Genomic DNA, 22,114 nt, shown 5'->3' with positions numbered 1-22,114 from the left:
GACCCACTTCGTGTGGGTCTGATTACCTCAAAGAGGAGGTCAGCTCTCCGCGCTTACGATTTGACGAATGTTTTCTTAATCGCCTCTAAATACCCGTACCCGTACAAATCGTCCGGCAATAAATAACTCGTCTCCGTCCACTCATTCCAGCTGTTCACCGTGATGAGCGGAGGTTGCTCTGGATGTGCGTCCGCATATTGCTTCGCTTGTTCAAACGCCTTCTGAACGTTGTCTGGCGTATTGTTCTGAACAACAAGCGGAACACGTTCCTTAAACCTCGGATTATTATCCCAGCCAACCGAGATGTGCGGATAATACGGAATGTCGTATGCTGCGTCAATGCGGGACCACTCTTGAACGACATCCACCATGATTTCGTTGTAATCACGGTCTACGTTCACGAAATGAACGTACTGATAGTGGGTCAAGCTGTCGAAGCCAAGCAGCATTACGATCTCTTTCGCCGTTACCTTTTCCCCGCCGTCAACGCCGCTGAGATTAAAGTTCTGTTCACCCCACAAAGTGAGCTGCAGGTGTAAGCCGGGCAAGCCTTCTTCGAGGCATTTGGCTCTGAACCAACCGAACGCATCCTTCGTTTCCTCGGCACCGCCCAAACCTCTCATCAGATTGGCAAGATCATAAATATTGAAAATTGGTTTGTCATCAATCGTGTAGTAAGACGGATGCTTAAAATATTGATTAATTACGCGCTCGGCGATGATCTCGAATTCTTTGCGATCGACCGCACCATCCCAGATCATGGCGCCTTCCATATCATGCGACAAGCGGATATCCCACGTATTATTCACGCTATGGTTAGCCCACATCAAATAAAATTTCACTTTATCGTTGTTTCTTGCCTTTAGATAGCCGTCGTTGAGGCAATTTTCCAAAAAAGGGCGTTTGTCGTACCAGTACCAATCGTAAATGAATACATTGACGCCGTGGTCCGCCGCCGCGTTGATCTGCATCTCCATCACATAAGGGTCCGCTTCGTTGCAGTAGCCCCACAGCGGCTTGCGCGGCCAATTATGTTCGGGAAACTTCTTGACGGCGTTCTTGACCGATTGCCACTCCCCAATCCCCTCCGGCCAGAACATCCTAGTTCTTGGTTCGTCCCCTGTATAAGCTGGCCATATGTATGCCGCTACGTCATACTGTTTGCTCAAATGCATTCCTCTTTTCAACGATTTTTTAAATTGGAAGCCTTTACATAATACTCATTATAACCAATAGCCCACATACGAACAGGGGTAATAAAGACATTAAATCCGGGTAAATACGACATAAGACTCCCTAGCCGCCATCACATTACAACAAATAGAAGATGCCAATCAGAAATCTCTAGTTAGCTGTATATTCCGAAAAAAGTAACAACATCCCTTTTTTCTCAAAAAATGAAAGTCACTTCTCTTCCCTTAACATAAAAAAGCGGAAAACACCTAGTTTATCTAATAGGTATTTTCCGGCTTCTAATCGATAAAGAGGCTGCGGAATCCGCAGCCTCTTTATGTAATGCTTAAATGAATGTAGCTTTTTGAAGCAGCCTTTGGATAATGGCGGCTGTTTCAGCTCTAGTAATATTTTTCTGAGGCTGCAGCTCCCCATTATAACCGCCGATAACACCGAATTGAATCGTTAATGCCGCGGCTTGGCGAGCCCATGCCGCTAATTTGGTATTATCTTTAAAACCATGAAGCAGATTTTGCTGCTGTACATTGCCAAGCTCATTATACAAATCTGCCAGCTTCATTGCTCTCGATAAAATAACCATTGCTTCCTGTCTAGTAATCTTCTCGTTAGGCTTGAATGAACCATCGCTGTATCCATCAACCAATCCGTACGAATATGCGATTTGAGCTGCTGAATGATACCAGTCCTTTTCTGATATATCTGTAAAGCTTACAGATTTAGCAGCAGAACTTAAACCTAATGCCCTTATCATTATAGCTGTGAATTCTGCTCGAGTTATTTCGTTATCCGGTAAAAAACGCTGCTCGTCAGAACCATTAATGATAAGTCTTGATGCCAGATCATTGATACTTGTTTTGGCCCAATGTGTTGCAACATCGCTAAATGATTTTTGATGATAAATGAGACCGTACATGCTGTTAGTCATGCTGCTCAGGACAGCGTAATAACGTCCGCCTTCTTCTATTACCTTAGTTGGAATATGAATGAGCGATCCGTCCGAAATTAGCTTTACTCCCGTCGTAATACGCTTAGGATCTAATCCTTCAGGCAAAGCAATACTTCTCTCTACAAAAGTATCAAATTGATTCAGCTCTATTTCCTTGCCCCCAAAGTACGCTTTCACTGAAAATTTCACAGGAGGAGCGAAAAGTGTAATTTGTCCGTTACCCCTATCCTTATAAACAAATTCTGAGTTAGGAGCATGAATGATTTCCATCTTGAGAGTTATATCCTTAAGTGAAACATTAGATCCGAATTGGTTAAGCCATTTATCAATATGAACTTGATCCAACGGAAAGCTATAAGACGCTTTTTCAGACATTAGTTGAATAACAGCGTTACTGCTTTCAAAGGCTGAAAGAAGCCCGGCATTTATTTCCCAATTCACGATATCAGATTGATTATGAACTGTAATCGTAATAACGGGATTATCACCTGCTCCATTCAAAAGCTCTTTAAGCTGAGCTTCCTCAAAAACCAACGTCGTAACTTTTTTACCTTCTATTGTCCTTACAGTTGCCTTAATCATTTGTACTGGCTTGTTTCCTATGCTAACTGTAATATCAGAATTCGTTTCTGTACTACCACCGCCATTGCTGGAACCGCTGCTTGCTTGGTATTCAATAGATGCTGCATGTGCCACACTGTTATTACCTGCTGCATCTCGGTATTGAACGTATAACTGCTTAGATCCATAATCTCCATCCAAAATCCAATTTTTGGTGAGCAGTACATTCTCCCAAGCTGACCAAGCCAACTTATCGGCAGAAAACCGCATTTCAGTAACACCACTACCTTCGCCATCTGAAGAAGTTAGAGATAGTTTTACTTCCTTGCTACTCGTTACAGCAGCTCCGCTATTTATGGTAATCATTCCTGTCGGTATCGTCTGGTCAAGTTTTATTTTATCTTGAATAACGGAATGACTTACATTGCCTGCCTTGTCTTTAAACTGTACGAATACTGATTTCTCCCCGTCGCCTGCTCCAAAGCTCCATGCCTTTGTTGCAGCGGATGGCTCCCAGCTGCTCCAATTCGTCCCATTGCCCGAGAAGCGCATCTCGACAACGCCACTTCCTTTACTACTGTCATCGCTAGTAAGAGTTAGAGTTGTATCCGCAACATTCGTCCATTCCGAACCAGCTTGATCAATGGTTAATGTACCCGTTGGAGCAGTAGTATCCACTAGGAAAATAATCGTAGCAGCATTACCCGCTCCATCCGTTACAACAAGTGTATAGCTACCGTCTACAGTAATCTCCGTACCGCTTGTAAAAGCAGTTCCATTTAATTTTGCTGTGCCTTCATTGAAGTTGATCGTGACCTTATCCTTGTACATGCCGCCATCCGCAACACCTGTTACGATTGGTGCTACTGTATCAATCACAAAGTTCACCGTTGTTACATTTCCAGCTGCATCCGTTACGATGAGCTTATACGTGCCATCTTGATTAACTTCAGTCCCGCTCGTAAAAGCAGTTCCATTCAATGTTGCCGTTCCTTCACTGTAGCTAACTGTCACTTTATCCTTGTACATTCCACCTTCGGTTACTCCAGTTACGATTGGTGCTACCTTATCAATCACAAAGTTCACTGTAGTTGCATTTCCTGCTGCGTCCGTTATGACAAGTGTATAGCTACCGTCTGCAGTAACCTCAGTACCGTTTGTAAAAGCAGCTCCATTTAATTTTGCTGTTCCTTCATTAAAACCAACTGTCACTTTATCCTTGTACATTCCACCATCCGCAACTCCTGTTACGATTGGTGCCACCGTATCAATCACAAAGTTCACCGTTGTTACATTTCCTGCTGCATCCGTTACGATGAGCTTATATATGCCATCCTGAATAACTTCCGTCCCACTTGTAAAAGCAGTTCCATTCAATGTTGCCGTTCCCTCATTAAAGCTAACTGTAACTTTTTCCTTGTAGATTCCACCTTCGGTTACTCCAGTTACTACTGGTGCTACCTTATCAATCACAAAGTTCACTGTTGTTACATTTCCAGCTGCATCCGTTACGATAAGCTTATACGTGCCATCCTGAATAACTTCCGTACCACTTGTAAAAGCTGCTCCATTCAATGTTGCCGTTCCTTCATTGAAACTAACTGTCACTTTATCCTTGTAGATGCCGCCATCCGCAACACCTGTTACGATTGGTGCTACTGTATCAATCACAAAGTTCACTGTTGTTACATTTCCTGCTGCATCCGTTACGACGAGCTTATACGTGCCGTCTTGAGTAACTTCCGTACCACTCGTAAAAGCTGCTCCATTCAATGTTGCCGTTCCTTCATTGAAGCTAACTGTCACTTTATCCTTGTACATGCCGCCATCCGCAACTCCTGTTACGATTGGTGCTACCTTATCAATCACGAAGTTCACCGTTGTTGTATTTCCAGCTGCATCCGTTACGATGAGCTTATACGTGCCATCTTGAGTAACTTCCGTACCACTCGTAAAAGCAGTTCCATTCAATGTTGCCGTTCCTTCATTGTAGCTAACTGTCACATTATCCTTGTACATGCCACCATCGGCAACACCCGTTACGATTGGTGCTACTTTATCAATCACAAAGTTCACTGTTGTTACATTTCCAGCTGCATCCGTTACGACAAGTACATAGCTACCGTCTACAGTAATCTCTGTACCACTTGTAAAAGAAGCACCATTCAATGTTGATGTTCCTTCATTAAAACTAACTGTCACTTTATCCTTGTACATCCCGCCATCCGCAACTCCTGTTACGATTGGTGCTGATCTATCAATCACAAAGCTCACCGTTGTTGCATTTCCAGCTGCATCCGTTACGATGAGCTTATATGTGCCGTCTTGATTAACTTCAGTCCCACTTGTAAAAGAAATACCATTCAATGTTGCCGTTCCTTCATTGTAGCTGACCGTGACTTTATCCTTGTAGATTCCACCATCCGCAACACCTGTTACGATTGGTGCTACTCTATCAATCACAAAGTTCATCGTTGTTACATTTCCAGCAACATCCGTTACGACAAGTGTATAGCTACCGTCTACAGTAATCTCCGTACCACTCGTAAAAGCAGTTCCATTCAATGTTGCTGTTCCCTCATTGAAGCTAACTGTCACCTTATCCTTGTACATTCCACCATCCGTAGCACCTGTTACGATTGGTGCTACTCTATCAATCACAAAGTTCACCGTTGTTACATTTCCAGCTGCATCCGTCACGATGAGCTTATACGTTCCATCCTGATTAACTTCAGTACTACTTGTAAAAGCAGTTCCATTCAATGTTGCCGTTCCTTCATTGAAGCTAACTGTCACTTTATCCTTGTAGATCCCACCATCCACAACACCTGTTACGATTGGTGCTGCTCTATCAATCACAAAGCTCACCGTTGTTGCATTTCCTGCTGCGTCCGTAACGACAAGTGTATAACTACCATCCGCGTCAATCCGCATTCCACTAGCCAATGCTGCTCCATTTAACGTCGCCGTTCCTTCGTTAAAAATTACCGTAACCGGAGCTTTGTAACTCCCACCATGTGTTACTCCACTTACAATTGGTGCAGTCTTATCTATCTCAAAGCCCACTGTTGTTACATTCCCTGCTTGATCCGTTACAACAAGCGTATAAGTGCCGTCCATTGTAACCGCTGTTCCACTAGTGAATGCTGCTCCATTTAATGTTGCCGTTCCTTTATTAAAGGTAACTGTCACATTCCCCTTATAGATTCCACCATTAGTTACACCTGTTACAACCGGTGGAGCCGTGTCTATTTTAAAGTTAACCGTTGTTGAATTCCCTGCCGAATCCGTTACGGTCAGCGTATAAGTACCATCCATAACAATCTCTGTCCCGCTATTAAAGGGGTTGCCATTTAATAGCCCACTACCTTCATTAAATGCGGGGGCTATCGCCTTGTTATATGTTTTACTATTCTCAACATTTGATATAACTGGTGGTATGGTGTCTACAGTAATCGTGCTGCTTATAGTTCCTGTACTCAAATTCCCGACCCTATCTTTATATTGAACATATATCGTTTTAGCACCTTCTCCTGCTGAGAGTACCCACGACCTCCCATTCAAATCAGAAATATTAAACCAACTCGTTTGCCAACTACCGCTAACATTCGATAGCCGAGCTTGCTCAACTCCCGAGCCACTCCCGTCGGAATAACTTCCGCTCAAAGTCACGGTGTAGTTTTTGGTAAATGCAGCATTATTATTAATGATAAGAAATCCTGTTGGAGGTGTCTGATCTAATAGTATACTCTGGGAAGATGTATTCGAAATTCCATTTTTGGAATCCATTAATTGCATATAGATCGTCTTAGCCCCGTCACCGCCAGCTAGACTAAATGTTGCTGAATTGCTAAAAGGCAACCAAGATGCTGCCGACAAACCCGCAGCACTATTCGAAAATCTCATATGCGTAACACTATCGCCTGCGTCAGCGTCAGATCCCGTTACAGATAGATTAACAAATGACGAGCTTGTAGCTGCGCCTTCAATTATCGCAAAAGAACCTGTCGGAATCGTATTTGCAGGTCCGGTCTCATAAGTAACCACTAGTTTAGGATGATACGCAGCATTTGCAGTTTCCATGGAATAAAATAGAAATCTACCGCTATCAGCATCTGACTCATTACCATTCAGAATTAAGGTTAGTTTACGATCAGAGCTGTCCGTAAATGCATCTACAGCTGATTTTACGTTAAGAGTAATCGTTTGATTCTGAAGATATGTACCCATAGGCACTTCACTAGTATTCTTTGCTGTAAATTTATCCGCATAAAGGGTGTTCGTATCCATTGGCGGAAAGCTTACAAGGTTCAAATCATTCGCTGTAGAACCCCTAACTTCCGTATACAAATTATGGCCAGGGACTCTAAGGACAGTAGCGACAGTCAAAACCAACTCTGCTGATACAATAGTTCCTTCGGGTACACCTAGATTAAACATCATTGCCATTCTATTTCGGACATTTACGAAGCCGTCATTATTACTCATACCAACATTAAGAAAACCATCCCCATCATTATCGTATATGCCGTTATATTCCGGCTGGCCTCTCAACTCCATCGTATCCGCAGAGGCAGTGTAACTTTTTGTAACTGTACCCCCAGCGGCATCCGCTCTATTAGATACTAGTCCAGGTGAAATAACTGATAATAAAATAGCGATGACCAACAAAAAAGATTGTTTCCTCATCCTTCATTCCTCCACTTTCTTGTATGGAACCATAGTTAATCATTGAAATATCATGAGGTCTTTAGCCACCTTCTTACCATGACTTCAACATGATCCTTATAAAAAAATTCTCATCATTAACTACTATAATTAAAAGGGAGGTTGTCTTATAGTGACCGCTGTCATCAATTCTGTCATATGACAATTTTATTTTAATGTGGTTGTCCCCATATGAATAAGTTCACCACACCACCCATCTCCCACCCAACCAATCCCGCTCCACCCTACTCCCACAGGGCTTTTCATATTCACGACACCCTCAAAAAAATCCGATTTTTTAATAAGTTTGACTGAAATGCAGAGAAAATCATGGGCGTGAGGGCTTGGGAAAAACACAAATCGAACCAGTTTGACGGCAGGTAGGAGTAAAAGCAGGAGAAAACATTGGGATTGGGTTTTAAAGGGAACAGATTAAAATAGGAATAAAACCAGAACAGGCAAGGGATTACGAGGATATTGATTGGGAAAAAGATCGAGGAAGAGATTGAAATAGAAAAGAAAAAGCCGAGTGATTTCAGCTGGAAATGCCTGAAATCAGTTCGGCTTGTAATTACACTTTATAAGCTTTGTGCATGGTTTTAATGGTGGGCTTTAGGGTTTGTTGGATGTTAACACTAGTCATCAACTTTAATGTCACCGGACATTATTGTAGCTTTAGAATAAAGTTTGATAATTTAAAAGATGAAAACCCTTGATTCACAGTCAAGGATATCAAGGGTTTTTAAAACAAAGATAGATAAAAACTCAATTCATCTTTAATTTGTAGGCAGAGTATTTATAATAAAGTTTGATATTTTTTTACAACTAAAGTCACATCCAAATCGCCTGCCCGACTACACTTTTTATTCGTCTTAACCATCCGTCCCCAATATTTGTTAATTTCAAAAGTTGCTCATCAGTAGCCTCTGCCAAATCACCTACCGTTTTAAACTCGCCTCGTTCTAAAATTTCCATTCTATGAGGTGTTAATCCGTATGGATATGCTTTGGATACTTTAAGTACCGAGATATCTTTCTGCAGGATTCCTAAAGTACCTATTTCAGCTAACTCAGGCAAATTAATTTTATCAAGAATTCCTCTTCTGTGAATCTGAACATATTCTTTCTCGCTGATAATCCATTTCCTAAATAAATCTGAAGTTAAACGATTACTCGGCATAACCTCTAAAAGATTACACAAGTTAAGAACATATCTAGCGCCTCTGCCTCCATTCTTCATTGCTCTTGACGAATCTCTTTTTACTACAAATCCAGCATACTCCATTATTTCAAAAAGTTTTTTCAATCGTTCTACTACTTCTCTATGAATAACACAGGAAGGACCATAATCAGGTCTATCAACTAGCTTACTTACATCTTCATAGAGCATCTCTGCCAATTCTCTAGCCGGATCTACTAATGGTTCATACTTACCTAATTTAGGTTCTAATTCCTCTAGTAATGGCCAGTAATACTCTATTGCTAAATGCTTCAATGTTTTTTCAATTTCTAATAAACCTATACTGCTATCATTAGATATCTCAACTAAATGATTCATTGCATAAATAAATGCACGTACATTTCCAATTACAGCTCTACCTAAAAATCTAGAGAAATCATCTAGAGGTAATTTAATATTGTCTAGATTTACATAATCACGATATCTGATTTCAATAATTTCTTTGAAAAATGATGGAAAAGATGGATTTTCTTCATTACGTGCAATATCAATCACACTAGCATCATTTAATAGGTCAAACCTTGAACCGAATTCAGTTACACCAGGATAAATTGCAGCTTTACAAGAAATCGTGTTACTTGATAAAGTCCTAAAGATATCAAAGAATTCCTTCAGAGATGTTTCGCGACCAATATGTGCAGCATCATCAAAATATAATATTATTCTTTTTTGCAATTTACTAGCTAATTGAAATAACTCTTTCTGTAATTCACCTATATCTGGATTTGGATCAAAGTTAATCTCTCCGTGATTTTTAATCTCATCACTTGACTTAACTGTATCAATAACTAGCTTGCAAAAGTACTGCTCGTATTCTTTACCTTCTGCTCTAATTAGTGGAAGATGTCTTAAACTAATATAAATTCCCATTACATTATTAAGATTTTCTTCTTTATTAGTCCTAAAGAATGCCTCCTTTAGTAATGCACTTTTACCGCTTCCTCTTCCACCTCTGATAAGCACAGGGCCATGTGCAATTAGTTTCCTAATGATTTTATTCTCATATGAAGAAAAAGTATGATAATTTTGAAACTCGTTGTCAGGAAAATCTTCAGCTGCAAGTATCAGTTGGCTATCAAATAGTTCACTCACTTAATTCTTCCCTCCATATATCTATTGAATTAAAACTTGCTAAAGCATTATCTATAGGTAACCGACATATGACAGTATCAATATAATGACTTAAATAACCTAATACAGAACACAGTTTAATAGTATCGCTTATAAGAACACTAACAGTTGTTTTATCATAAACGACTTCCTCAGCAATAACTAATTCACTATGTACTCCCTTAGATAGCGAAGAATATATGCGTGATGACTCACTTCTTAAATATAATATAAATCTTTCAGGATCCTCAACTACCGTTCTATAGTACTCTAGCGCCATTTCATTACTAATAGTATTGTCATCTAACATTTTCTTATAACTAGGATTCCAATACATTTCACCATAGTATCGTCCTAAGAGTACTCTTTCAATCTTTGATATATCTTTATCAGGACTCCATAAATTAGTAGTAGTTTCATTCTTCCCAAAAACATCTCCGCTCCAACTAATTGCTGATGTTGATTTATTTCCCAAACTGAAATTGGATAGAGATTGAACATTTCTTAATGATATTATTCTAAACGGATCAAGTCTTCCGATTATTGCTGTGCAAGTTGTTTCTAAAACGGTTCTAGCCAGATAAGGTCCTAGTACTGTTAAATCATCAACATTGTCATCTCGCAGTAATTTATCGATTCTTGATTCATAATTACTCAACTTGTTAAATAATACTTCATAGATACTCTCTATTGACTTATGATTTCTAAAATCTCCACATATTAAACAAGCTAAATCAGCCCTAGTCAAAAATAATTCCTCCTAGTTACATTTATCCTTAAATAATATACTGCACGGAATTTAACACTTATGTACGATAGCATTTATTAAACAACCCTAACCGCATTCTCCCTCACAGCATTCACCAACTCCACAAGCTGCTTCTGCTTCATACCATCAAATAGCTTAATAAAACTCTGTGGACGATCGAAAGGAGGCTTCATAAGAACGGATGTAGCTTCTATATAGCCATTCTCAGTGATATAATCGATCACTTTACGTACAAACACAATCTGAGCTTGCGTAAGCGATTGATCATTAATAAAAATAGAGAATGCGCTCATCGCTGCTTCGTGCTCGAGCTTTGCAATCTTACGAACAAGCAGGCCGAATGGCGTATCTTTGAACTCACGTTTATAATCTTCTACTGTGCCTAACTCACCAGTGAAGATATGCTCCAAGCTCTCATAGTCACTCGCGGTTAATGGCATGTTGTTGCGCAGCTTATGAATCGCTAGATGATCCTTATTGTTCTCGATATACCGATTGACCTTCAGTCTGTAATCCTCAAAATCATACGCCGCATCCAGTGCTTCACCGATACGTTCACCCAAAATTTCATCCTGAAGATTGGTATAGATAATACGACTGCTACCTTCGTCCACTATAAACTTAATGAGATCACGCAGCTCGACGCGAACCTTCTCAAAATCTAATATCCCTGACTCTGACCAGAATTCATCCGTGTCTATTGCTTTAATCAGTGTAATTTTAGCCTTGACTTGAGGAATGGTTGCTTTGGTTTGCAGCGCTTGTCCCATTTCCATTAGTTGCTTTTTGTTGCGTTTGAATTGTTTATTCGCTTCGAGCGCACCGAGCATTAAGCCATACATGAGGTTGTCGAATCGCTTCGCATACTCATCACGATCATCCATAAAGGCTAAGGAAGCAAGATTCGTATTCAACTCATACACATCGGTATCCGATAAGCTAACAAATGCTTCTTTATGCTTAAACTTTTCAATGTATCGGAGCTGCATTCTGACCGATACCAATTCAAGATTCAACGCAATAATTTGACTCCATACTGCTTGAATGAGTTGCTGACGTAGTCCCTGATAGTCTTCACCCATATAATCCGCATGCTGCAATTGTTGTATCAGCTTTACCCGCTTGGAGAAAATGAGCTCCGACAAGCTTAATGTCTCTGCCCCTTGCAAGCCTTCTTTATTCTGACGGAAGAACTCGAAGTTACCCAAATAATCAAAAATCATAAAGTGCGTTTTATCCTGGCCATCTCCGAACAAGTCTTTCCGTAACCGCGTACCACGCCCAATCATTTGCCAAAACTTCGCTTTGGAGCGAATACGTTTGAAGAAGATTAGGTTCACTACTTCTGGCACATCAATCCCTGTATCCATCATATCAACCGACACCGCAATATAAGGTGCTTTATCAGCTACTTTGAATTCATCAATGGATGATTGTGCATAAGTTTCTTCATGAGTGATTTTACGAATCAATAGACCGTTATATTGCGGATATAGCTTATTGAAGCGCTGAAGGATATAGTCAGCATGCTTTTTATTTTGAGCAAAAATAATGGTCTTGCCGATGAGATCGCCACCGCCTACTTTTATACCACGAGTCATTAGATCTTCTAGAACCCGATCAACGGTATCTTGATTAAAAATAAACTCATTGAGCGCCGGAGCTGGGATTTCCTCAGGCAGTTCACCATCTTCATCAACAAAATCATCTTCATAACGACTACGATCTTCCGCAGAGAGATCATCATACGTAATGCCTTGTTCCAAAAATTTCGTTTGCACCTCAATATTGTAATAAGGAACTAACACTTTATCCTTCTCTACGGCTGTCTCATAATCATAGGCATATGTAGGAACATCACGTTCCATTTCAAAAAATTCATACGTATTACGATCCACTTCAGACTTTGGAGTGGCTGTCAGACCTAACAATATGGCATCAAAATATTCAAATATCGCTCGATACTTTTTAAATATACTACGATGGGCTTCGTCGATAATAATCAGATCAAAATGGGCAGGTGAATAGAGACGTTGTCCATCTTCGGACTTCGCTGTATCAATTGCATTAAGAATCGTAGGATACGTTGAGAATACAATTCTCGCTAATTTATCCTCTTTATTACTTAACAAATTACAAAGGGTCATATCTGGAAGGTATTGCTTGAAGTCATCCTTCGCTTGCTTAACTAAGGACTTACGATCAGCTAAAAATAATACATTCGTCACATGCCCACCACGAGATAACACATCCGTTAAACTCGATGCCGTACGTGTTTTCCCTGTACCCGTAGCCATCACAGTAAGGGTCTTACGATGACCTTCTTCAATGTGTTGGCTTACGGCACGAATCGCTTCCTTCTGGTAATAGCGGTCTGTAATCTTATCGTTAATGACGACATGTTCCAGAGATTCCTTCTGTGTACGACGCTTAATTAACTTTTCCAGATCATTTCGTGAGAAAATACCACTGACTCTACGTTGTGGAGAAGATTGATCATCCCATACATACGTATCAAAGCCATTGGTGTTGAAAATAATCGGACGTTGTCCATATTTCTGTTCTAAACAATCCGCATATAGTTTGGCTTGCTGCGTTCCAATTATAGGATTGATAGATGTGCGTTTGGCTTCAATTAGTGCAAGAGGAAGTCCATCACGACCATAGAGGACGTAATCGACAAAGCCTACATTTTCACCATTAGGCATGCCTTCAACTTTGACTTCTTCCCGGGCATCATCACCGATTGTCCAGCCTAATAACTTGAGATCAACGTCAATGTATTTCTTACGTGTGAGGAATTCTGAGATGTCTTGAGGGGTAAACGTACGTTCTGCTTGATGCTGTTCTTTGCCTTGCGTTAATTGCCTACTTAATGCTTCAATCTGAGCACGAAGACGTTCAATTTCACTTTCTTTTTCTGAAAGCAGTCCTTGTGTTTCTTTAATTCGTCTAACATCTAAATGAACCTGCTCAGTTGGAATCAGTTGCTCATCAAATGTACGTTCTTCGTACTGCACTCCATAGCAGTAATCAATCCATTGTATAAACTCGAACAGTGAAGCTAAGGCAAGGGTAGCTTCACTTTGAGTAATAGTCTTATTAGTATGAACGCCTAGATTACCTAGCTTAATGATATATGGCAGCTTACTCCACGTTTGTGAATCGACTTCAAAGCGAAAAGATGGCTCGTGAATAAGAGACTGTAAATTATCTTTGTATGGCATCTGCATGGAAATGTCTGCAGCATATACCCATTTCACTGCAAGCTCTAATGCCTTACGGCTTCCCACAGCCGACATAGCAGGAGAAGTCGCAAGGACACGTTCTGCTTCTATACAAGCATGAGCAAACATCTCATACTCCGCTTGTCCACTCAAAAACGTAAAATTTGCAGTCATTTCGTTCACCTCACAGAAAGTTAATCAAAATACTGACTAATTAAGGAATCGAAGAGCGTTTGCGTTTCTTGGATGGATTGTTTGACGAGAGCTTTTTGTTCTTCAATTTTCGTTACTATGGATGCGAATTCGTTTTGTAAGGCTAGGGGTGGAACTGGAAGTGTAAATTCTTTAATCATCCCTAAATTCAAATTTTTTTGACGAACACCTCTACGATTGGACAAATAGGTAATCTTCATTATTTGACAAACATCATACACCCAAATAATGTTAGTCTTATTTTCATTAACTATTATATTTGCACACGCTTGATTAGAAGAAGAATCTTGAGTAAGTATACCTAATTTAAATGCTGCAGTATCATACATACCTATCAACATGCTACCTTTAGGAAATATCTTCGCTGAACTTTCTAGAATAGCTTGTTCAGTTATTTTTTCAGTTGATTCATATAAATATCTATCATTAAGCTCCCCAGCAGAAAACCAATTTATATTACCTGTAAAGTATTCTGCCTTGCTTCTTGAAGGAGTACCTCCGCTAGTTAAGCGCCCAATATCTTCAAATTTCTTCATTTCCCAACCCTTATCATTCGTAACAGGATCACCAAACATATCATAAAACACTGACTTGATAAGCTGATCTAACTCCTCTAATTGCTTTTTCCGTAAATCAAGAAGTTCAGAAACGGTATCAAGATTTTGAGCGATTTTTTTTTGAACTTCAAGAGGAGGAAGGGGAATATCAAGCTCCTCAATTCTAAAAAGTGCTAATTTGGGCTGAGAAGTAGCAATTGTTTTACTTTTTATTTGTTTAATTCCATTTTCTGAACTTAAAAACTTTACCAAGTATCTCGTTGATAAGTTCTCTTTTTTTTTGATAACCAACTTAGCTGCATTTTCCGTTAAGTGTGCATTATCTATTTCAGGTGGAATCGTCCCCACTAAACCAATAGTACCAGCAATACTAATATAAACATCATCTTTTGTAATAATATAATTCTTAATTAACTTTGAAGTAGTAGAAGAAATATATTTCAAATCACTTAAATCTACAGTACCATTATTAAAATCACATACCCTTATATAAGGAAATGAAGAATTATTATCAACATATGTGTGATCTTTAGGTAATCTCTTCCCGCCTTTTACCAATACTAATTCACCTAACTTAACCTTCTCCCACTTACTCACCAAGAAGCCCCCTTAATTCCTGCATCTTAGAGGCAATCTTCCCATCTAGTCGCTCTAGACGATCCATAATTACAACCGGAGCATCATACTCAACCTTCTCATACACAATTTCCTTATAACGATTAATCGACAGATCATAGCCATTTTCAACAATCACAGACTTATCTACCATAAAGCTTTGTTCCGTCGCTTTACGAACCAACTCACCATCAAGGTTATGGAAACGGGACAATATATCTGGAATATCATCAGCCGTAATTGGGGCACGCTTATCATCTAGTGAATAGCCATCTGTCTTCATATCATAGAACCATACTTTATCCGTACCACCAGCATCTGTTTTTGTGAAAATCATGATCGCTGTACTTACTCCTGCATATGGCTTAAATACGCCGCTTGGCATCGAAATAATTGCTTCTAGGCGATGATTTTCAACGATTTCTTGACGTAATGATTTGTGAACCTTTGTTGAACCAAATAACACCCCATCAGGAACAATGGCAGCACAACGCCCACCTTTACGTAGCATACGAAGAAATAGTGCTACGAATAATAATTCTGTCTTCTTTGTATCACAAATGGACTTCAAATTATCATTTATACTATCAGTATCAACCGTTCCTGTGAATGGAGGATTGGCTAGAATCATCGTATATTCGTTAGAAATGCTATTTTGCTTCGATACGCTATCTACATAGTCAATATTGGGATTCGTAATTGAGTGGAGCATTAAGTTCATCGCAGATAGACGCAGCATCGTACGGTCAGTATCAAATCCAGATACTATGTCACCAGCAAACTTGTCCCATTGCTCAGTGGTCATAGTTGCTTCATATTGCTCACGAATATATTCAGCTGTAGAAACTAAGAAGCCTGCCGTACCACAAGCAGGGTCACATACTCGATCATCTGGTGTTGGAGCCAATAAGCGTACCATTAAGTCACGAATATGCTTCGGCGTGCGGAATTGTCCGTTTTGACCAGCAGTAGCAAGTTTCCCTAGCATGTACTCGTATAGATCACCCTGCATATCCAATTCTTTAATATCATGTTCATACAGTTCGTCTAATCCTGTGATAATCTTCTGCAAAACCTGAGGTGTAGGCATGAGGAAGATGGCATCCTGCATATAACGTGCAAATGCAGTCGTTGGGTCTTCACTCATCCCTTTAATAAATGGGAAAACTTCATTACTAATAATATCGAACATGATACGTGGATCTTTGTTCTTAAAATTGCTCCAACGCATAGCCTGCCCAGCTTCTGTCTCAGGGAATATTTTCGGAAGCTTGTCACTACCAAGTGCCTCAAAGCTTTCAGCATCTAAATCCTTTTCATCTAATGAACGAATAAACATTAGGTATGTTAATTGTTCTATAACCGTCAGTGGATTCGATATCCCACCAGCCCACAAATCAGACCAAATTTTATCTACTTTATTACGAATTTCTCCTGTTAGCATATCTAGTTCCCAACCTCTCATCTATAGCAACAAATATATAATTTGTTTTTTAAAACTAAAAAAACTAGCTCCCTTTATAATACCATGATTTTACTAATATGTAGTCTATATTTACTATAGAAACTATTGGTTTCTAGTTCTTATGGAATAAGCATCACATGTTTTGTAATTGTATTCGCTCTAGTCTCAGGCTCATTCAAACCGTGCTTTAACTTCGATAGTTGAACACCCATTTCTCGAACGGAATTCAAGGATACAGATAACCAACTTCCATGATCATGTATGAGATTAGATAATAGCTTCTGAATCAAACTTTTGTAATCTAAGATATGCTCAGAATATACAAACAAAGTCGATAAAGAATAAAGTTCTCGTTCTACTTCCAGTACATTTATAAGCTTACCGTTCTGCAATGTAACCTCTGCCCATACAAATCGCCTTCTTGTTACACCATCAATCAGATATTTAAATCTTCTTTCACCACCAACATCGGGTAATACATCTACATGTGCACGTACTGATTCAATACCTTGTTCTCTTTCTAAAAACCTTAGCGTTCGAATAAATTCATCCAGTTCTCCTTGTACCTTTATCTCATGAAGTGTTTTATGTTCTAGGCCACGGGCCAATCGATGACCCCCAATATCCGCAGTTGACCGTTTTCCTTGGTCATCTAAGTAGTAAATTTTCGTATTTTCATCTTCATATGAACGCTGCTTATCAATATTTTTATGTACTTTCGTAATTTTCGGTTTAAAAGTGTACTCGTGGCTTTGGTTTTCCATTTCCACAACATCAAAATCACTCGTCGAACCATCAAAGTCCTCACTCAGTTCAACTTCATCACTTTTATCCAAATTATTTTTGTTTATCAAAATATACTTTTTAGGCTCATTTGATCGTTGGTGATTGTGTAACTTAGGATGAGTAAATGTAATCTCCTTGAAAGGTATATGTTTATTCATCACACTCAGCACGCGAAGAATGGTGTACCCATAAGGATTAGGTTTAGCCAGAACTTTGAGTGTTCTAGGTTGTTGAAATGACCAGGAAAACATTAATTTCCCATTATTTAAGTTGTGAGGTTCGATACTTTCAAACACTTACCTAATATCCGAATGTGAAATTAGCCAAGTCAGATGAAGTAAATATTCTTGACGTGTATATTTAATTTCATATAGTGAGGTGAATTCAAAATGTAGTCTTTGATATTCAATTTTGTTAAAAAAGTATTGCGGAAAGGAACTCGGTTCAAATAACTGATATAACAAAAATCTGTTAGGTGCTAGGATGCTGCGTATCACTTCGATTAAAGGAATCGTGTACTTTTTACCTTCAAATGCAGCAATAAATGATTGTGAAAGATCTGTATCCTTCGTCCCTTGAATATCCCATCTTTTCTCTGAATAACGTACAAAATTAGGATCAATCGTAATTTCAATAGTTTCGGTATCATCAGTTATTGATTTTTTTTAATTTCCATCCACCTAACAACGCTGTATCAATAAAAGTTTCCCAATTTTGATTGCACATACTCGTTTCATGAAAATCCCACTTAAATTGTGAACATTACACTATACTAACAATACGAAGATTCATCTCCTTAAACGGCTAATGGCTTCGCCCTTTATTTAAAAGGGCGAAGCCATTAGAATTTCATTGTGTTCCTTTTATTAATATAAATTAAATATATACTTTAATAGGTGTAATTTGACATCTAGGCACCAACTCTGTTGTAAAGCCACCAACTTTAATGTCACTGTACATCTACAATAAAAATCACAATCCCTTACTCCACCGTAACACTCTTAGCCAAATTCCGCGGTTTATCCACGTCATGCTCAAGAGCTAACGAAGCATAATAAGAAATCAGTTGTAGCGGGATAACCGATAGCGCTGGTGACAAGATCGGAAGTGTCTTCGGAATCGCGAATAGCTCGTCGACAGATTTCGCAACTTCTTCCTCTGCACCATGGTTCGCTATGCCTATAACATGAGCGCCGCGCGCTTTTACTTCTTTAATGTTGCTAAGTGTTTTCTCGTACAGCTCTTCTTGCGTAACAAGAGCGATAACCGGAATACCTTCCTCTATGAGAGCCAAGGTACCGTGCTTGAGCTCACCAGCTGCATAAGCCTCGGAGTGAATATACGAGATCTCTTTCAGCTTCAGCGAGCCTTCTTGCGCTACAGCATAGTCAACGCCGCGGCCGATGAAGAACAAGTGTTTGTGATGCGAGAACGACTCTGCAACTTGTTTAAGCACATACGCTTGCTCAAGGATGCGCTCAACCTGAGTTGGAAGCTGATGCATAGCCTCAAGAACTTCTGCAATGTAAGAAGCTTCTTTGGTCTCAAGCGTACCTGCCATGTGTAGACCAAGCAGATAAAAAGCAATCAATTGCGAGCTGTATGCTTTTGTCGAAGCAACCGCAATTTCAAGACCTGCCCAAGTAATAAGCACATGATCTGCTTCGCGGGCAACCGAGCTGCCTACTACGTTAGTAATCGCAAGCACACGAGCGCCGTTGCGCTGTGCTTCACGCAAAGCTGCAAGCGTATCAGCTGTTTCGCCAGATTGGCTTACAACGATAACGAGTGTATCCGGAGTAATGATCGGCGAGCGGTAACGGTACTCGGATGCTACATCCGTCTCAACCGGAATGCGAGCAAGCGACTCAATGACCGTTTTGCCGACAAGACCTGCGTGATATGCCGTTCCACATGCTACGATGTGTACTTTGCGGATCGATTTAATATATTCAGCTGTCATACCCAGCTCTTTTAAGTCAACAGATTTACCGTCTTCTGAAACGCGGCTCATCATAGTATCACGGTAAGCTTTTGGCTGTTCGTGAATTTCTTTCAGCATGAAGTGATCAAATCCAGCTTTCTCTGCCGTTACTAGATCCCAATCGACATGAAATATTTCCTTGGAAATACTTTCGCCTTCAGTCGTCATTACTTCGACAGCATCGCGTGTCAGGATTGCCATTTCGCCGTCGTTCAAAATATAAACGTTGCGCGTATGCTCCAAAATAGCCGGAATATCCGAGCCAATGAAGTTTTCGCCTTCACCTACACCGATAACAAGCGGGCTTGCATAACGAACCGCAACCAGGCGATCCGGCTCAAACTCAGTCAAAACTCCAAGCGCAAACGCTCCACGCATACGTTTAACCGCACGCTGCACAGCTTCCACGATGTTGCCGTTATATTCATCAGCTATCAAATGGGAAATGACTTCCGTATCTGTCTCCGATACAAAAACATGCCCTTTTGTCACTAATTCTTCCTTAAGATTCAAGTAGTTCTCAATAATCCCGTTGTGAACAACCGAAAATTTAGCCGTGTTGTCCGTATGCGGATGCGAGTTCACATCAGATGGTTTACCATGAGTAGCCCAGCGTGTATGGCCAATGCCAATAGAACCTTCGAGTGGTACTTCACGCAGCAAGCCTTCAAGATTCGCGAGACGTCCTTTGGACTTTGTAATTTCGAGCCCGTTTTTCGTGAAGACAGCGATACCAGCGGAATCATAACCCCGGTACTCCAGCTTCTTCAATCCTTCGAGCAAAATGTCCTGCGAGTCGCGTTTACCAATATATCCTACAATTCCACACATAATTTAATAGGCCTCCGATAGGTTATTTTCCCGTCCTTATCGGATGCCGCCAATGCGTGGCACAGGCACTATGAAGATGTCACAAAATAATCCGAATGATTGCGGAAAATGTAACCCCTCTGCCCATGCCCACCCTGCTGGTGGCATCTTGGACATACGGGAGTAATATTATAATCGAAGCCTGCCGCACGATTGTATGACCGGTCGCCCGGCCGTTTTACGTAACGGCTTTCGGTTGGCTTGTAATACCGGAAGGTCCCCGCCGAATGTTTCGAACACCTTCACCTCGTCAGCTTCCCGTATGAATACCCGCTTCAAGCTGATCTATCTTAGCTCTACCACCGATCATTCATCACGCAAGCTCTGGCGCTTATGTTGCTTAAATAACCTCTATCCTCGCTTTCCTTCTTGAATCACACTACCTATCATATTCATTTTCCAGCTGCTGTGCAACCTTTCACGGAAAATATACTCGTCCATTTTCCAAAATAATGCTAAAAAAGCCCGCCGGCTACAAGAACCGACAGGCCTTCGACACCATTATTCTCTATGATTAACCTAGTTCACTTTTAACGACATTTGCAATTTGATCAACGTAAGCCTCGACCTGTTCCTTCTCTGGTCCCTCAGCCATAACGCGAATCAAAGATTCCGTACCCGATGGACGAACAAGCACGCGGCCGTTGTCGCCAAGCTCCAGCTCTACACGTTTAACCGCTTCTTCTATCGCTGCATTGCCTTGGTACAAGCTCTTGTCCGCTACGCGTACGTTAACAAGCTTTTGCGGATATTTACGCATAAGGCCTTTAAGTTCGCTTAGTTTCTTTCCGGAGGCTGCAATCGTATCAACGAGCTGAAGCGCAGTAAGAATACCGTCACCAGTCGTAATATGGTCAAGGAAAATTACATGGCCGGATTGCTCGCCGCCTAGATTGAAGCCGCCGCGACGCATTTCTTCCATGACGTAACGATCGCCAACTGCCGTTTGCGCTGTCTTCAAGCCAATGCGCTCTGCTCCCTTGAAAAAGCCGATATTGGCCATAACCGTCGTTACAATGGTATCCTCTTTCAGCTTGCCTTCACGCTTCATCGCATCGCCAATAATACAAAGAATAAAGTCGCCGTCTACCTCTTCGCCATTTTCATCAATAGCAATTAAACGGTCAGCGTCCCCGTCAAAAGAAAGCCCAAGGTCTGCGCCATGCGCCAGTACCTGCTCACGCAAATATTCTGGATGCGTCGAACCAACGCCAGCATTAATATTCAAACCATCCGGCTCAGCGCCTACTGTTATAATGTCCGCTCCAAGCTCGCGGAATACCGAAGGAGCCAGCTCATAAGCGGAACCATTCGCGCAGTCCAGCACGATTTTCAAACCTTTGAATTCGCCTTTAATCGTTGTTTTCAAATAATCCAAATAACGCTGCTTAGCGCCTTTATCGCTTGATACCGCTCCGATATCTCCGCCCTCAGGCCGCGGTAATTCATCTGTAAGAGCATCAATTAATTGTTCGATTTCGAGTTCGGTATCATCCGACAATTTAAAACCGTCGCCAGCAAAAAATTTAATGCCGTTATCCTCTACAGGATTGTGTGATGCGGAAATCATAACGCCAGCGTCAGCGTTAAGCTCACGCGTAATATAAGCAACTGCTGGTGTGGATACGACGCCAAGACGCACAACGCTTGCACCAATCGACAATAGACCCGCAATCAGTGCAGATTCCAGCATTGGGCCAGAAATCCGTGTATCAAGGCCAATAACCACCTTCGGCTTTTGTGCCTTGTGTGTTAGAACATAGCCGCCGCAGCGACCGATTTTGTATGCTAGCTCAGGTGTAAGCTCACGATTGGCTACACCGCGAACACCGTCTGTACCGAAATATTTCCCCATGTTTAAAAAGCTCCTT

The 22,114-nt window shown here is 40.7% G+C and carries 10 protein-coding genes; all 10 read right to left on the bottom strand.

Annotated features, from left to right (window positions below; translation table 11 throughout):
- Positions 1–53 precede the first annotated feature (53 nt).
- A complete protein-coding gene (locus ACIFSR_RS24070; protein WP_430060527.1) occupies positions 54–1,169 on the bottom strand; it encodes a glycosyltransferase WbsX family protein in 1,116 nt (371 codons plus the stop codon).
- A gap of 350 nt (positions 1,170–1,519) precedes the next feature.
- Complete coding sequence (locus ACIFSR_RS24065) at positions 1,520–7,390, bottom strand: S-layer homology domain-containing protein (protein ID WP_430060524.1); 5,871 nt, start codon at positions 7,388–7,390, stop codon at positions 1,520–1,522.
- Positions 7,391–8,239: 849 nt separating this feature from the next.
- A complete protein-coding gene (locus ACIFSR_RS24060) occupies positions 8,240–9,739 on the bottom strand; it encodes a hypothetical protein (protein WP_430060521.1) in 1,500 nt (499 codons plus the stop codon).
- A complete protein-coding gene (locus tag ACIFSR_RS24055) occupies positions 9,732–10,505 on the bottom strand; it encodes a hypothetical protein (RefSeq protein WP_430060519.1) in 774 nt (257 codons plus the stop codon). Before ACIFSR_RS24055 ends, ACIFSR_RS24060 begins: the two co-directional genes overlap by 8 nt.
- Positions 10,506–10,582: 77 nt before the next feature.
- Complete coding sequence (locus ACIFSR_RS24050; RefSeq protein ID WP_430060516.1) at positions 10,583–13,927, bottom strand: DEAD/DEAH box helicase family protein; 3,345 nt, start codon at positions 13,925–13,927, stop codon at positions 10,583–10,585.
- Between the two features lie 20 nt (positions 13,928–13,947).
- Positions 13,948–15,120 (bottom strand): restriction endonuclease subunit S, encoded by a 1,173-nt coding sequence (locus ACIFSR_RS24045; protein WP_430060513.1) that lies wholly within the window; start codon positions 15,118–15,120, stop codon positions 13,948–13,950.
- The gene (locus ACIFSR_RS24040) at positions 15,113–16,582 is read right to left on the bottom strand and encodes a type I restriction-modification system subunit M (RefSeq protein WP_430060510.1); all 1,470 of its coding nucleotides are present in this window, start codon (positions 16,580–16,582) and stop codon (positions 15,113–15,115) included. The genes ACIFSR_RS24045 and ACIFSR_RS24040 overlap by 8 nt, the downstream gene beginning before the upstream one ends.
- A 140-nt stretch (positions 16,583–16,722) precedes the next feature.
- Positions 16,723–17,685: a Tn7-like element transposition protein TnsE gene (locus ACIFSR_RS24035; protein ID WP_430060507.1), complete on the bottom strand. Its 963-nt coding sequence runs from the start codon at positions 17,683–17,685 to the stop codon at positions 16,723–16,725.
- Positions 17,686–18,371: 686 nt separating this feature from the next.
- Entirely contained in the window at positions 18,372–20,204 is a 1,833-nt protein-coding gene (gene glmS / locus ACIFSR_RS24030; RefSeq protein ID WP_430060504.1) for a glutamine--fructose-6-phosphate transaminase (isomerizing), read from the bottom strand.
- Between the two features lie 553 nt (positions 20,205–20,757).
- A complete protein-coding gene (glmM, locus tag ACIFSR_RS24025; protein ID WP_076271680.1) occupies positions 20,758–22,098 on the bottom strand; it encodes a phosphoglucosamine mutase in 1,341 nt (446 codons plus the stop codon).
- Positions 22,099–22,114 lie beyond the last annotated feature (16 nt).

It is taken from the genome of Paenibacillus sp. NRS-1760 (assembly GCF_050467785.1).
In the GTDB taxonomy this organism is placed as follows: Bacteria; Bacillota; Bacilli; order Paenibacillales; family Paenibacillaceae; genus Pristimantibacillus.
The sequence above is the reverse complement of the archived record's forward strand: the minus strand, read 5'-3'. Positions and strand labels throughout refer to the sequence as shown.

Excerpts from the sequence above, each read along its gene's own strand:
- ACIFSR_RS24050 (WP_430060516.1), bottom strand. The coding sequence starts at position 13,927 with ATGACTGCAAATTTTACGTTTTTGAGTGGACAAGCGGAGTATGAGATG.
- ACIFSR_RS24065 (WP_430060524.1), bottom strand. The coding sequence starts at position 7,390 with ATGAGGAAACAATCTTTTTTGTTGGTCATCGCTATTTTATTATCAGTT.
- glmM (WP_076271680.1), bottom strand. The coding sequence starts at position 22,098 with ATGGGGAAATATTTCGGTACAGACGGTGTTCGCGGTGTAGCCAATCGT.
- glmS (WP_430060504.1), bottom strand. The coding sequence starts at position 20,204 with ATGTGTGGAATTGTAGGATATATTGGTAAACGCGACTCGCAGGACATT.
- ACIFSR_RS24040 (WP_430060510.1), bottom strand. The coding sequence starts at position 16,582 with ATGCTAACAGGAGAAATTCGTAATAAAGTAGATAAAATTTGGTCTGAT.